The organism is Arthrobacter sp. B2060 (assembly GCF_059090445.1).
Map to the genome: position 1 here is coordinate 65,543 of NZ_JBNHFR010000013.1, position 13,334 is coordinate 78,876.

16 protein-coding genes and 1 tRNA gene are annotated in these 13,334 nt (G+C 62.4%); 8 read left to right on the plus strand and 9 right to left on the minus strand.

The features are described from left to right. Positions 1 to 28: 28 nt before the first annotated feature. Together AC5RUM_RS19140 and AC5RUM_RS19145 are read right to left on the minus strand one after the other, a co-directional pair. Entirely contained in the window at positions 29 to 1,189 is a 1,161-nt protein-coding gene (locus AC5RUM_RS19140) for an acyl-CoA dehydrogenase family protein (protein WP_494036430.1), read from the minus strand. An 8-nt stretch (positions 1,190 to 1,197) separates the two neighbouring features. Then, on the minus strand, positions 1,198 to 2,502 hold the full coding sequence (locus AC5RUM_RS19145; protein ID WP_494036431.1) for a M20/M25/M40 family metallo-hydrolase: 1,305 nt from the start codon (positions 2,500 to 2,502) through the stop codon (positions 1,198 to 1,200). Positions 2,503 to 2,695: 193 nt separating this feature from the next. Between AC5RUM_RS19145 and AC5RUM_RS19150 the strand changes: the two genes are divergently transcribed. Next, positions 2,696 to 2,778: transfer RNA gene (locus AC5RUM_RS19150), tRNA-Leu, on the plus strand. Positions 2,779 to 3,629: 851 nt separating this feature from the next. On the opposite strand, the gene AC5RUM_RS19155 is transcribed toward AC5RUM_RS19150, so the two are convergent. Beyond that, positions 3,630 to 4,214, minus strand: a complete 585-nt coding sequence (locus tag AC5RUM_RS19155; RefSeq protein WP_494036432.1) for a PKD domain-containing protein — start codon at positions 4,212 to 4,214, stop codon at positions 3,630 to 3,632. Between the two features lie 535 nt (positions 4,215 to 4,749). On the opposite strand from AC5RUM_RS19155, the gene AC5RUM_RS19160 reads away from it, so the two are divergent. Further along, positions 4,750 to 5,097 carry an Hpt domain-containing protein gene (locus AC5RUM_RS19160; RefSeq protein WP_494036433.1) on the plus strand — a complete coding sequence of 116 codons (348 nt, stop codon included), beginning with the start codon at positions 4,750 to 4,752 and terminating at the stop codon, positions 5,095 to 5,097. Positions 5,098 to 5,428: 331 nt separating this feature from the next. Continuing rightward, positions 5,429 to 5,629: a PLD nuclease N-terminal domain-containing protein gene (locus tag AC5RUM_RS19165; RefSeq protein WP_494036489.1), complete on the plus strand. Its 201-nt coding sequence runs from the start codon at positions 5,429 to 5,431 to the stop codon at positions 5,627 to 5,629. Positions 5,630 to 5,657: 28 nt separating this feature from the next. Here the strand turns inward: AC5RUM_RS19165 and AC5RUM_RS19170 are convergent, their stop codons facing one another. Then, positions 5,658 to 6,119, minus strand: a complete 462-nt coding sequence (locus AC5RUM_RS19170) for a hypothetical protein (RefSeq protein WP_494036434.1) — start codon at positions 6,117 to 6,119, stop codon at positions 5,658 to 5,660. A 297-nt stretch (positions 6,120 to 6,416) separates the two neighbouring features. On the opposite strand from AC5RUM_RS19170, the gene AC5RUM_RS19175 reads away from it, so the two are divergent. Beyond that, positions 6,417 to 6,761, plus strand: coding sequence for an Hpt domain-containing protein (locus tag AC5RUM_RS19175; RefSeq protein ID WP_494036435.1), 345 nt, complete (start codon positions 6,417 to 6,419; stop codon positions 6,759 to 6,761). A gap of 266 nt (positions 6,762 to 7,027) precedes the next feature. Here AC5RUM_RS19175 and AC5RUM_RS19180 read toward each other — a convergent pair whose 3' ends face one another. Together AC5RUM_RS19180 and AC5RUM_RS19185 are read right to left on the minus strand one after the other, a co-directional pair. Next, positions 7,028 to 7,378 carry a hypothetical protein gene (locus AC5RUM_RS19180; protein ID WP_494036436.1) on the minus strand — a complete coding sequence of 117 codons (351 nt, stop codon included), beginning with the start codon at positions 7,376 to 7,378 and terminating at the stop codon, positions 7,028 to 7,030. Between the two features lie 249 nt (positions 7,379 to 7,627). After that, the gene (locus tag AC5RUM_RS19185; protein WP_494036437.1) at positions 7,628 to 8,380 is read right to left on the minus strand and encodes a DUF6973 domain-containing protein; all 753 of its coding nucleotides are present in this window, start codon (positions 8,378 to 8,380) and stop codon (positions 7,628 to 7,630) included. Between the two features lie 211 nt (positions 8,381 to 8,591). On the opposite strand from AC5RUM_RS19185, the gene AC5RUM_RS19190 reads away from it, so the two are divergent. The 3 genes from AC5RUM_RS19190 to AC5RUM_RS19200 all read left to right on the plus strand — a co-directional run bounded on the left by AC5RUM_RS19190 (position 8,592) and on the right by AC5RUM_RS19200 (position 10,184). Then, positions 8,592 to 8,984, plus strand: coding sequence for a nuclear transport factor 2 family protein (locus AC5RUM_RS19190; protein ID WP_494036438.1), 393 nt, complete (start codon positions 8,592 to 8,594; stop codon positions 8,982 to 8,984). Between the two features lie 77 nt (positions 8,985 to 9,061). Beyond that, a complete protein-coding gene (locus AC5RUM_RS19195; RefSeq protein WP_494036439.1) occupies positions 9,062 to 9,763 on the plus strand; it encodes a DUF6226 family protein in 702 nt (233 codons plus the stop codon). A gap of 124 nt (positions 9,764 to 9,887) precedes the next feature. Next, positions 9,888 to 10,184, plus strand: a complete 297-nt coding sequence (locus AC5RUM_RS19200) for a hypothetical protein (RefSeq protein WP_494036440.1) — start codon at positions 9,888 to 9,890, stop codon at positions 10,182 to 10,184. A 22-nt stretch (positions 10,185 to 10,206) separates the two neighbouring features. On the opposite strand, the gene AC5RUM_RS19205 is transcribed toward AC5RUM_RS19200, so the two are convergent. Further along, complete coding sequence (locus AC5RUM_RS19205; RefSeq protein ID WP_494036441.1) at positions 10,207 to 11,673, minus strand: APC family permease; 1,467 nt, start codon at positions 11,671 to 11,673, stop codon at positions 10,207 to 10,209. A gap of 240 nt (positions 11,674 to 11,913) precedes the next feature. Between AC5RUM_RS19205 and AC5RUM_RS19210 the strand changes: the two genes are divergently transcribed. After that, complete coding sequence (locus AC5RUM_RS19210; RefSeq protein WP_494036442.1) at positions 11,914 to 12,510, plus strand: immunoglobulin domain-containing protein; 597 nt, start codon at positions 11,914 to 11,916, stop codon at positions 12,508 to 12,510. A 48-nt stretch (positions 12,511 to 12,558) separates the two neighbouring features. On the opposite strand, the gene AC5RUM_RS19215 is transcribed toward AC5RUM_RS19210, so the two are convergent. Both AC5RUM_RS19215 and AC5RUM_RS19220 read right to left on the minus strand, forming a co-directional pair. Next, positions 12,559 to 12,753 (minus strand): hypothetical protein, encoded by a 195-nt coding sequence (locus tag AC5RUM_RS19215; RefSeq protein ID WP_494036443.1) that lies wholly within the window; start codon positions 12,751 to 12,753, stop codon positions 12,559 to 12,561. Positions 12,754 to 12,831: 78 nt separating this feature from the next. Further along, on the minus strand, positions 12,832 to 13,290 hold the full coding sequence (locus AC5RUM_RS19220) for a GatB/YqeY domain-containing protein (protein ID WP_494036490.1): 459 nt from the start codon (positions 13,288 to 13,290) through the stop codon (positions 12,832 to 12,834). Positions 13,291 to 13,334 lie beyond the last annotated feature (44 nt).

The window sequence follows — 13,334 nt, forward strand, 5'->3', positions numbered from 1 at the left end:
CGAGGAGGATACGTCTCGAGCGCCGCGCCTACGTCTCGAGTGGGCCGAGCCAGGCGTTGGCCACCGTGTTGTGTGCGGACTCGTCGTCGGATGGGTGGAACATGCCCGCGAGGACATCGCGGTAGAGCCGTTCCAGTTCTGTTCCACGGAAGTAGCTTGAGCCGCCGGAGACGCGAATGGCCAGGTCCACCACGGTTCGGGCCGTTTCCGTGGCATGCACCTTGAGCCCCACGAGTTTGGGGAACCACTGGCTGCCGTGGTCGGCCAGCTCGTCCACGTCCCTGGCCACCTGCCCCAGGTGGGGGTAGAGGGCGTCCATGGCCATCGCCGCTTCTGCGACCTTCCAGCGGATGTCAGGGTCCTGGGCGTAGCTCCGGCCGCCGTTTTTATAGGATGTCCGGCGCGTGGCCGCTTCGACGCCGAGAACGAGGGCCCGCTCCCCGATGCCTGTGTATACGGCGGCCAGAAGTGTTTCGAAGCAGGCGAAGATGGCGAAGATCAACGGATCCGCATTGGGCCCCACCGACAGCTTGCGGAATATGCGGTCCGCTGGCACGGTGACGCCGCGCAGCACGGTGGTGTTGGACTGGCTGGCGCGCATCCCGAGCGTGTTCCAGTCGTCGAGGATTTCGTATCCGGGAGTCGCGCGTTCGATGAAGCCGTGAACGAGTTCGCCGTCGCCGTCGCGTGCAGCACTGTCCTTGCCGAAGATCCCCAGCCGGGTCCAGGCCGGCGAGAGGCTCGTGAAGATCTTGGCGCCCGTGAACTCGTAGCCGCCATCGGGCAGGGCCTTGGCGTTCGTGAGGGAGTCAAAGAGGACGGCGTCGTTTCCGGCTTCGGAGTTCCCGAAGGCAAAGACCTCCCCGCGGGCCGCTTCCTGCAGCACAAAATGCAGCGAGGTGTCCCCGCGGTCCGCCAGGACGCGGGCCACTCCGGTCCAGACCAGGTGCATGTTCACCGCCAGAGCGGTGGCGGGAGCCGCCGTCGCCAGCCGCCGCTGGCAGCCGGCGACGCCTTCGAGACCAAGCCCCTGACCGCCGTCGGACGCCGGAACGAACGCTTTAAGGTAACCGGCTGCGGTGAGTTCCTCGAGGTCTTCGTCGAAGAACTCGTTCCTCTCGTCGTAGCCGGCCGCCCTTCCCCGTATGCGTTCCAGGAGGGAGTCGGGCAGCAGCTGTTCCGGGTCCATATCTGTCCTTAGTAGGTGGTCAGCAGCCTGTTGAGCACACGGGCGCCGAACTTCAGCGAGTCCACGGGAACGCGTTCGTCCACGCCGTGGAACATGCCGGTGAAATCGAGCTCGTCGGGCAGCAGCAGCGGCGCAAACCCGTAGCCGGTGATGCCGAGCCGGCTGAGGGACTTGTTGTCAGTGCCCCCGGACAGGGTGTACGGCAGGACCTTGGCGCCCGGGTCTTCGGAATGCAGGGCATCGATCATCGAGTCCACGAGGTTGCCGGCGAAGGGAACCTCCAGTGAGACGTCGTTGTGCACGTAGCTGACCTCGACGCCGGTTCCCGCGAGTTCGCGGACGATCTCCAGGACCTGTTCCTCCTGGCCGGGAAGCGTGCGGCAGTCGACCAGCGCCTCGGCGGACTCGGGGATGACATTGTGCTTGTAGCCACCCCTGAGCAGGGTGGGGTTCGTGGTGTTCTGCAGGGTCGCCCCAACAAACCGGGCAACGGTTCCCAGCTCCTTGAGGAGCTTGTCCGGATCATCGGGATCGAATTCGACGCCGGTCAGTTCCGTCACGCCGTCGAGGAACTGCCGGGTGGTGGGCGTCAGTTCCACGGGCCACCGGTATTCACCGATCCGCGATACGGCGCTGGCCAGCCGCGTTACGGCGTTGTCTGTGTTGATCTGCGAACCGTGTCCGGCGCGGCCGTGAGCCACCAGCCGAAGCCACGAGAGTCCCTTTTCCGCCGTCTGCAGGAGATAGGTTCGCTGACCGCCGATGGTGGCGGAGAAGCCGCCCACCTCGGATATCGCCTCCGTTGCGCCGTCGAAGAGTTCCGGGCGTTTGTCGACGGCGTGGCGGGCCCCGTAGGTGCCGCCGGCCTCCTCATCCGCGAAGAAGGCAAAGATCAGGTCCCGTTTTGGCTTGCGGCCCGTACGCGCGAAGTCCCGCATGACCGACAGGATCATGGCGTCCATGTCCTTCATGTCCACGGCCCCCCGGCCCCAGATCAGCCCGTCTATCATTTCGCCGCCGAAGGGGTCCACCGTCCATTGGTCCCGCAGGGCGGGCACGACGTCCAGGTGCCCGTGCACAACAAGAGCGCTTGCTGAGGGGTCCTCCCCTGCCAGGCGTGTGACCACGTTCGCCCGGCCGGGCTCGGATTCGAAGATTTCAACGTCCAGCCCCACCTCCGAGATCAGTGCCGCCGTGTACTCCGCCGCCGCGCGTTCGCCCGGCCCGGATCCGTCCCCATAGTTGGACGTGTCGATGCGGATGAGCTCCTGGCAGATGCTGACGACTTCATCCTCGGGCCGGATCTGAGACATTGATCACTCCTTGGTGCTTGGCGGATGGCATTAGGCGCTTGTTTCCGGGGTCTAGGCGGCCGGAACACATAGGGTCAGCCTACCCATTCCGCCCGATTCCATCTTTCGGCAAAAGTCGTGTTAGAGTTTTTCTCGCTGCTTCGGAGAGAAGCGAAACGCTGAAAGGCGGATCGGAACCTCCGAAATACCACCTGCGCGGGTGGCGGAATGGCAGACGCGCTAGCTTGAGGTGCTAGTCCTCGAAAGGGGGTGGGGGTTCAAGTCCCCCTCCGCGCACAAGGAAAACCCCGGGAAACCGGGGTTTTTTTGTGCCTTAAACCACGCGGGTCGGGTGTCCAGCCATGCGAGTGTCCCAAAGATCGCTCCGATCGAACTCACCGACCGGAACCTGAACTTCCACGGAGGACTGCGAGCCCTGAAGCAGCACGGGCTGCTACTGTGAACCATCGCTGACCTGGGGGGACGTCATGCAGCAATGCTTTGCCACGGTTCTTATTGCCGCCCTCGCAACTCTTGCCTTATCTGGGTGCACGCCTCCCCAACCGAAGGCTGGGACGCCCACCGACCTGTCAGGGGATCAGCCGAGCACCGGGGTCGCGCCCTCGCCGGCGTCGGCTACAACTGGCCCCCAACCCGGACCAGCACAACAAGTACCGGCCACCGGGCTGCCGTCCGCAAAGTTCTGCGACGACGGTGAGGCCTACCTCGCAAAGTTTCCCGGCTTGCCCCAGGTGAAGTCCACGTCAGGAACCACCGCCTTGCGCGGTACGATCAGCTGCGCTTTCACGGTAGTCCCCAGTGACGCATCTAACCCCGTGGCGTACCTCAGTTCTATGTTTTTCGAGGACAGGGGCGACCTCGCCATTTCAAGGGAGACTGCCAGGACGGTCAGATTGCGCCAGGCGCCACCAGGATCAATGCTGACTGGGTTCAGCCCGGCTGGTCTGCATGGAAAGCACCCCTCGGCGACTTTCAGCTGGCAATACTCTGCACGGAGGACCACATCTTCGAGGCTTCGTTGAGGCACATCCCGGGAACCACACCGGATGATGCTTTGGCTACTATCCTGGCCGCTGTTCCCGCGAACCTCAGCCCGCGCCTCCGATAGGTAGGTCGGGATGAAGCGGCTATTTCGCCGCAGGCAGTGTCGTCCCTGCGCGGAGTCCAACGGCCATGTCCGCGGTGACTCCGAAGACCTCCACGAGCACGTCCTCTTTCCGCTCGATATCGGTGACCGTGATGGAGCGCGCTGCCTTTTCGATCCGGCCGACCGGCATGCCGTTGATGGCGATGGCCCAAGAGTCAGCAGCCGGATCATCTGACTCCCAGGTCACCTTGATCTGGCTGATCCCGTTGACCGTCGTGAGCGCCTCGGCGTGGACGTTCTTCGGCGGAGCCAGCTGCTGACGATACGGCTTCGTACTGACGTGAACCGGGATCTTCAGGACGTGGGTGCTGCCGATCGGATTCGAGACCCTCAGAGCCAACTCTCCTTCGAACTCGTCCGCATAAGTGTGCTTGAAGACGGGCTCGGTGGTGCTCGCATCGTAGGTGCCGTCACCGTCGAAGTCCCACTCATAAGTGCTGATCGCGCCAACAGACTCCGAGGCATCGAAGGTGATCTCCATGCCTGGCGCTGCGAAGTAGCCGTTGATCGGGAACCTGGCTTCAACGCCGCTGTTCTTACCCAGTGGGATGGTCGTGACCTGCAACGGCGCCCCGGTGCCCTGCCCGGACGGTGAGCGATCCGGCGGGCGGGAAATAGGCGGTGGGGAAGGAACCTCGGCTGCTGTGGGACCGGACAGAATGCCCGGCCCCTGGGCACATCCCGTCAGCAGAAACATTAACCCTGCTGTTGCGGGTCCTGCTGCGCGCCTTTTCATGATCTCCCCCATCGATCTTTGCTGTAATGACAAGCATGCGCACATAAGCAGAGCTTTCGATATGGGCGGAGCTAGCTGTTTCCTTGCAGGGTTCAAGCTCTAGCCACGGATGGGAAACGATACGGGGACAGACAGCTGTAAGACCAGGCAGCCGGTGTATCCGGGAACATAACGAGGAAACTTGGATTCTTGATCCAACCTTTAGGAAAGGCCGATCGGCTCTTGAGCCACGGGAGGAACACTGGACTCAGGCCGTGCAGCAGCGACGCGGCCACCAGGATCAGAGGCGGAAAACTGAAATGACACCTGCAGCGTCTCCGGCGCTCAGCTCCTTCGGGTCCGCACACCAAGGATGGTGGGGCTCGTGTTCGACCGGTCCGTTCCCGTTTATGACCCAGTGCAGCTGATGGAGCTCGCGCACCAGGCCGGCGAAATAACCACGCAGAGGTTCCTCCATGACTACTTGGGGCTACTTCCACGACGCCAGGAGCGGATCCTCGAAGAACTCGCCAATGGCGATGTGGAAGAGGCGATGGACGCGATCCTCAGCCTGAGGGTCACGTCGGCAATGGTAGGGGCGCTGCGCCTGAGCGCGTACTGCCAGCATCTGCAGGACCAGCTGACGCGCGGGAGCATTGCCGACATGGCAGACGTAACAACAGAACTGGCCGTTCTGGTGGCGGCGTTTGTCCGGTCGGTGAACGGAAAGTAGAAGGAAGTAGTATTCACTTACGAAGGCCGGATGAGTTTCGGCTGGAGGCCAAGGGGGACCCGTTATGCCATTGCAGTCAGACACGATCACTAGCAATTTGTTGGGAGACAAGCCCACAACTGCTTTCCAGGCCGACGGCGTAGCGCCGAACGACACCCACCCACTGACGGCCCAGTCAGGGGCAGCACCAGTTACTCCCGGGAGTCGGTTGCTCCCTCCGGCCATTTTCCCGGTTTACGCCTTCATATAACGGCACGATTGTCTTGGGGGAAAGATGATACTGAAGCTATCCGCGCCGGAGGCTGAACCACTGATGCCGTCTTGGGGCATCATGGGGTTCTTTCTGATTCTCAACGCAATCCTGTTCCTTGCCGCGCTCGTGAGCATTGCGCGCAATAGGAATCACACCTTTGGTGCCACTGTCGTTTGGGCCGTCATTGTTCTTGCGCTGCCAGTTCTTGGCTCGATTCTGTGGTTCCTGATTGGGCGAAGGGAACCGTTGAGCCCTCATCCTCGCGACCACGCGACATAAGCAGTCCCAAGGCTTTGCCTCAATGGCTTCACTCGTTGGTCGGGGCTGGGATAACGACGTCGCGGATCTTTTGGAGCGTTCCGGGATCGCCAGCTATTTCAACGTCCCCGCTCTGCGTGGTGAGCGTCATGACCTGGAACGCCATATGGGAGACGTACTTCGACTCCTGACGGGTAATCCTCCGTACCCCAGAAGCTGCCCCTGTAACCGCCAGTGAAGTTGGGCGTCCTGATGGCTCTAAAGTGTCGTTTGGGCACCGGATATAGGCCAGGAGCTGGCCGCGCTCGGAGAGCCTGTCGGCCGTGCTCCTCAGCCGCTTTGCGGCGAAAAGCCATGACAACCCAAACACCGCCACCCAAAAGACTGCGCTGGCGACGGCATCCTCGAGGCGGCGTCCCAGAACGAAGTCGACGGCGATTATCGTGAGCCCAGTCAGGGTCAGGACCAGGGTGGCGAAAAGGACGGGATGTTTAGCGCCCCAGTTCCTCATGCACGCAATCCTAAACCCAGGCGGAGACCGGCGGTGCCAGTATCTGGATGGTCCCGGCGCTTGCTGGACGAGTGACCGAGCGCCCAGCGCACATCACGTTGGAGCCTCAGTTATAAGTGGGACGATCCTATGTGGATCCTGCGGCTCCCGGCACAATTTCTTGATGTTCGTCGGGAAGATTATGTAGAGAGTCGTGCAGCAGCACTGCGGTTGAACTATTAAGGGACGGTGCTTCGAATGGAACGGGTAGATAAGGCAGAACCGTCCTCCGCACGCCGGAGGGATATGACGCCAGTCATGGATGAGTCCCTGCCGGTCCTGGACCCCGAGCCGCTGCTGGTCCTCGCTGACGACGCCGGGAATACGGCAGCACAAAGATTCTTTGCCGAGTACCTTGACCTGCTGCCGACGCGGGTGTCCAGGGTTATAGGCGGGCTCACCAGCAGCGATGTGGAAGCGTCAAAAGAAGCGGTCGTGAGCCTGAAAGTCACCTCTGCAATGGCAGGTGCTGTACGGATGGAGCACTACTGCCGGCAGTTGGAGGACAGGCTGGCGGTTCGGAGGCTTCCCGATGCCGCGGCAGTGCTTGTCAGGATGTCCAAGACGTCCAGGCTGACCCTCCACGAGGGCGGCCGGGCCTAGAGTATCCCGGGCCGGTAGCCGGGTCCGGCGCCATGGGGGGAATGCTTCCGGACCCGGCAAGGCCTGAGCTGAGGGTTCGCGGCTACCTTCACCTTCAGGACACCACCAGCATGGACTGGAGACGTTGGAAAATCCGGGGGCAACCTGATGCCGCGAAACCCCGACCCCTCAGAACTGAGGGCTTCCGCTCACTTCGATCTGGAGGTGCCGCAGGGTTCCCATATGGTGTGCCGCACACAATAGAACGCTGAGCATTCAGACGTGCTTCATTCGCGCCAATTCAGGAAACCCTTGCTGCCTTGGGCTGGCGCGAGTACTACGTCGCGTCCGTACTTCTTAAGTGACTGAGCGCCAAAGAACGCGTCGGGCGTGATACGGACGGCCTTCGTCACTTTGCCGTCCTTCAGGAAGATGAACAGCGCAGGTGACGCCGTGTACCGCTTCTCCTTGCTGACAGGGTCGCCGAAGGCTGCCTCGATGTCCGATGCCGGCGTCCCCTCGGTGACGAATCCTGCTTGGTCCCAATCGAAATCGGTGGCATCGGCGAGCCGGAGCTCCGCACCGTTTGCGGCTGCATCCAGAACCCGGCCGTCCAGCGTGTCGTTTGCTTCGGGCATGGTGTTTCCTCCAATTGAACATCCTGCCAAAGCGCAGGCAAGGACAAGGCAAAGCAGGGTCAGCAGGCGCAGCCGGACATTCGGCCGCTGCAAGGGAAGCGTCATGATGTGGTCCTGGACTCGTCGTTGAACTCCGGGTCCTGACCGTTGACCGGTGGAGCATCACCGGCATCCCCCGTCTTCTCCGGAGGGACCTCGTTGGAGGGTTGCGGGAGCAGGTCCGGGCCAACCACTACGGTGTCTCCATTCTTAACCGCCTTTTCGATCAGGTCGGCCAGTTCCTCTGCGCTCGCATCCGGATTGGCTACCGCGATGTTTCTGCCCACCTCGTTGTTGTACAGGTTCCATAGCCTCGCGGGGGCCGGGGTTGCCTGGGAGCTGTTCATGGGCGGTGGCGTAATCCTCGGCCCACTCGGCACCGTACTCCTTGACCATGAGAGCGTTCCAGTAAGCGTGCCGGAAAGCATCGTTCTGATCATCATTCCGGTCGACGCTCTCGAAGCGGGCATCCGCCTGCTCAAAAGCGTCGTCATGGATGTCCTTGAAGGCATCCAATTCCAGTGGGCCCAGCCCGTTGAGCAGTTCCGCCTCTTTCTCAGTGACCGTCTTCTGATCGACGACCAAGCGAAGCGGGTCCCAGTCGGAGGGCCATTCCGTGGTCTCGGCATCGCCCACCTGGTACTGCTTCAGAATTTCTTCCGGAGTGGGTCTGTCCGGCTGCCCCTGGCTGGCGTCCCTCGTGCTGGCGGTCTGTATCCCGATTCCCGTTGTCGAAGCAGACGTCCCACCGGTGGAGGCCGAAGACTGCTCCTCGGCATTCTGCAGGGCTTTCTTGGCGGCCTCTTCAATGTCCTGGGAAGCCTTTACCATCAGCGGACGTAGTCGTCCGTGCCACTCGGCCGTGAACTTTTTGGCGTCCTGGCCCTGCCAGTACTGGCTTTGGCTGATGAGCGAGTCCAGTTCCCGGGCCCTTCCGGACAGCCGCGCCGACCCCGAAGCCAAGAGCTTCGAGAGCTCTTTGAGTGGTTGGACGTCAGCCCCATATAAAGCCATTCTTCCCCCTAGAGATGTTCCCGACCCATCGTGCTTTAGGCCCGGGACCCGGTGCAATGGGGACAAGGCCCCATGGGTCCCAAACGCCTATCGACAACCCCGCCGTCCGGGCTTAACCTTTCCTCGCTGGAACCCGACAATGACGACGGAGGTCCCTCAAATGGGAGCACAGGAAGACGCTGCGGTGGTGCGGCGCGGCTATGAAGCGTTCAGCGCAGGCGATATGGACACACTCCGGACACTCTTCACGGAGGATGCTGTCTGGCATGTCGGAGGCAGCGGCGGATTGTCCGGAGACAAGCAAGGCCGGGACGCGATACTGGCCTACTTCGGCGAACTGGCCTCGCGATCCAATGGGACGATCAAAGTGACCCTTGACGACGTCATCGGAGGGGATAACCACACGGTTGGATTCCAAAGAAACCACGCTGAGCGCAACGGCACCCCGTTGGACCAAAGGGCTGCGCTGGTGTTCAAGCTTTCGGATGGGAAAGTCATGGAGGTGTATGAGTTCCTGGAGGACAGTGCCAAAGCGGCTGACTTCTGGTCATGAGCCCGCCCGGCGGCTGATTACGCCGCGCGCAAACGTGACGGGAAGTTCCCCTGACGCCGTGGAACTAGGATGGCCAAATGGGGGAAGATGGGGATTGGACCGGACCGGCGCCGCGTGACTCAGAGACACCTGGCTATACCCGCCCGCCGCTGCCCTCCACGACGTACTACTCCCCTGACGGAGCGGCCATCCCGTACGGACAGCGATGGGGCGAGGACGGCCCCTCCCCCGATTCTTACAGCGTGATCAGCCATCCCGAACGCTTCGATGGCCTGCACATCGTCGCCCGCGCCCTCATCGACCATCTCACGGCAGCCTACGACGCAGATACGGACGCCAGTCCCGCCACCGCAGCCGACCTGCTGAGGCAGCCAGACGGCGTCGTGCAGTCAGTGCGCGTGACGCCTCGAAGGCACGGGGCGGCACCCTTGACCTTCATGTTGATTGATCATCCTGCCGTGATCGTCCACGCCGGAGTCCTCCACGATTTCGTTTTTCCGCCTTGCAGTTGCGACGCATGCGACGAAACAGCCGAATCCGCAGCGGCCCGGCTGGAACTGCTGGTCCTCGGGGTTGCCGCCGGCGGATACAGCGAACGCTACCCGGTGGGATGGCGACGGCGGTGGCTCGGTTACGCGCTGACGGCACCCGACGGTTCCGCATCTGAAAGCGGGCAGGGTGACCCCGGACCTGTCCCCGCCAACCTGCTGCGCAGCGGAAAGGCCCGGCTCCGGGAGATTCCTGACGGCTGGGCAGCCTGGCCCGCCAAGCGGCCTTAACCTCGGAGTCTTTCACAACTTACTGCTCGGTAAGGGTTATCTTCGCCGGCAGCAACAGTTAGCCTATCGAATGGCCGGGAAAGCGACCCCCCGCACCCGAGGCATTAAAAGGATCATCAGCTCCATGGCAAACACAGTGACATTTTCGGTGACGACTATGCCCAGAAAGGGCGCGCAAGGCAACTTCCGCGACACGGTTCTGAACCTTCAGACGGATGCGCTTGAGGACTGCTTCCTGTCGGTGTTCCACATCGGCGACACCTACGCCCTCCTCAACGGCGAGGCCCTTCCCGGCGCGCACACGGCCACCAACGCCCAGCTCCGCGCGTACCTGATTCACCGGCTCGCCGCCCATGACTCACTCCTGGACTTCGATGTGAAGATCGACCGCGCCTCAGAGCCTGCCCGCTCCCGTTCCTAATCCGAAGCCAAACATCACGACATCACGGATGGCCGCTTCGGCGTGTATCGGCGGGTTCGTCCGGCCCGGTGTTGGTCTTCCTGGTGATCAGCCAGGTGATGAACCACAGCAAGATACCGAGGGCCATCAACCCTCCCGCCACCTGGTACTGGATGGGATTCCGGCCCACCCACGGACCCGCGAGGAAGGCACACAGCAGGGCCGCCAACAACGGCAGCTGCCCGGGCGATGTGAAGAACACCTTACGGTTTGGATCCCTCTTGCGGCGAAGCACCAAGCAGGCCACGTTGACCACGGTGAACACGCACAGCAGCAGGAACGCCGTCGTGCCCGAAAGGTTGGCGACAATATTGCTCTCCGGATCGCTGCTGACGTACCAGATCAGCCCCAGCGCGAGGACAGTGGAGAACAGGATGCCCGCCCACGGGGTCCGGCGGACCGGCAGCACCTTTCCCAGCGGCCGCGGCAGGACGCGCGCGTTGGCCATGCCGTAGATCAGGCGGCTGGCCATGAGCATATTGATTAGCGCGGTATTGGCGACGGCGAACACTGCCAGGAACGGGAAGATCCGGTCGATCGGGAAGTCCGGTGAGCCCTTGTGCACCACCTCGAGGAGCGCCGCGCCCTCGGCCTCGCGGATGTTCTCAAGCTCGGTGGGCGAGAGCACGCTGACTACGGAAACGGCCACCAGCATATAGAGGAGCACCGCTATGCCGAGGCCGGTGAGCATGGTCCGCGGAAAGATCTTCTCGGGTTCCTTGGTCTCCTCGACCATGTTCACGGAGTCCTCGAAGCCCACCATGGCAAAGAACGCAATGGAGGTGGCCGCCGTGACGGCCAGGAACAGTCCCTTGTCCTGGTAATCGTTGAATACGAAGATTTCGCCTGCATTCCCGGTCCCCTGCGTCAGCACGAAGAAGCCGACGCCGATCACGATGCACAGCGCGATCATCTCCACGAGGGTGAGCACCACGTTGAACTTCACGCTCTCCCCCACGCCGCGCAGGTTGATCGCCGCGAGCAGCAGCATAAAGCCCATGGCAACCGCAGTAATGGTCTCCCTGCCGGGCAGGCCCATCCAGCCGTTGATCTCCAGACCCCCGAAGAAGTTCTGGGCAAGGACGTTCGCTGAGGTCGAGGCGCTGGTGATACCGGAGCACACGACGGCGAACGCTACGAGGAATGTGACGAAGTGGATCCCGAACGCCTTGTGCGTGTAGAGCGCCGCGCCCGCCGCCTGCGGGTACTGGGTGACCAGCTCAAGGTAGGAGAATGCGGTCAGCGTCGCGACGACGAACGCGAGCAGGAATGGCAGCCAGACAATGCCGCCGACCTGGCCGGCCATGGTTCCGGTGACCGCATAGACGCCGGCGCCGAGGATATCCCCGACAATGAACAGGAGCAGGAGCTTTGGTCCGAGGACCCGCTTGAGCGCAGGCTGGTCGCTCTCGGGAGCTACGTCGTACAGTTCGTCAGAAGTCGTGCTCATAATGACCTCCACAGCAGCTACAGCCCCTCACGGAGCCCAGGCCGGCCTCCCGGCCTGAATGTGACGTAATTCACTGTGGACCTCCCAAGTCACTTTGGCAACAGACGCCACCCAGACAGCCCGCGCACGTCCCGTGAGGGCAGCGCGTCTCTGTAACACGTCCCGGCGTCCGTTCCTGAAGACCCGTTCCCCGCATAGACTGCCCGTGTAAGCGAAGCCGCTGCCAACCCAAGGAGTGTCATGACCGTGATTGATCCGGAATCATTGACCTTTGAGTACAGGCTCCGCTATCGCGGCTTTCCAGGCATGGAGCATGTTCCCCGGGATTATCCCATGCGCTGGGAAGTCACCGTCAGTGCTGCCGGCCCGCTGGCTGAACCCGGCGGGGAGGGGGAAGAAGAGATCCAGGTGGGCGAGGCCGTCGTCCAGGTTGTCCCAAAGGCCGGCATGATCAATCTCTTCGTCACCACGGATGGCGCGGACCCGGAGATGGCGCGCATCGCTGAAATGTTGACACAGGAGCGTCCAGACCTGGTCACTGAGTACCTGCAGGACGGCGGCGACCTGATGGTTGTCTCCACCCTCGAGATCCTCCCGGAGTACCGCGGTGACCGTATGGGCTACACCATCCTGCACGCCATCCTTGAAACAGTCGGCCGCTCCGTGGACCTGGTGGTAGCGCACGCCGTCCCGGCAAACAGTGGTGACTCCCCCGCCGAAGGCACACCGGAGTACGAACAGGCCAAGTCGGCCCTGAAGGCGTACTGGCAGGATTTCGGATTCGATGAAGCAGCCGGGGAGTATCTGGCATTCGTCAAGAAGAGAATCCTCGAATAGCCCGACGTCGAAAGGCCCCGCATGTGCGGGGCCTTTCGACGTCACTGCCTAGACTTTTTCGCTGATCCGGTCAGGCTGATCAGCGGCGTTCTTCTCCAACTGGGCGAGGTAGGCCCACATCCTGGATTCCTCCGCCTGCACCTGGGGCTCCGGGGCCTCATCGGGCCTCGTCTCCCGGCGATCTTCGGATTTCCGGGCGCGATCTTTCCTGTAGTTCCACCCCTCGCACGATGAATAGCACATCACCGACCTCCTTAGTGTGGGTGTACTTAAATCCTCCTCCCATTCGGCAGGCGCGTCGAGTCTCAGCATGGCCCGGGCCTAGGCCAGGCGGGAACGAACGATCTCGCTGACGGCCTTGCCGTCGAAACGCCCGGCGACCCTGGCCGTTACGGGCTTCATCACGGCGCCCATCTGCCTCATCGACAGCTCCGCGCCGCCGGCCTTGAGTGCCTGTATCTCTTCATCGACGATTGCTTCCACTTCTGCGGCGGTGAGGGGCTTCGGCAGGTAGGCCTCGATAACGTCGGCTTCGGCAATTTCCGCCGCGGCGCGGCTGTTCTCCCCGGCTTCCGTATAAATCCGGGCGGTCTCGTGGCGCTTCGCAGCCTCCTTCTGCAGCAGTGCTGTGATTTGGGCGTCATCCAGCTCCACCGGCGTCTTGCCGGACTTTTCGCGGGTTTCAATCTCGCCCAGAACATTGCGCACGGTGGTGAGAGCCACCTTGTTGCCGTCCTTCATGTGCGCGACCACATCTGCGTGCAGGCGTTCCTTCAACATGGTCTTATCTTCCTTATCCATCAGTTGCGGTTGTGTACGGGCGG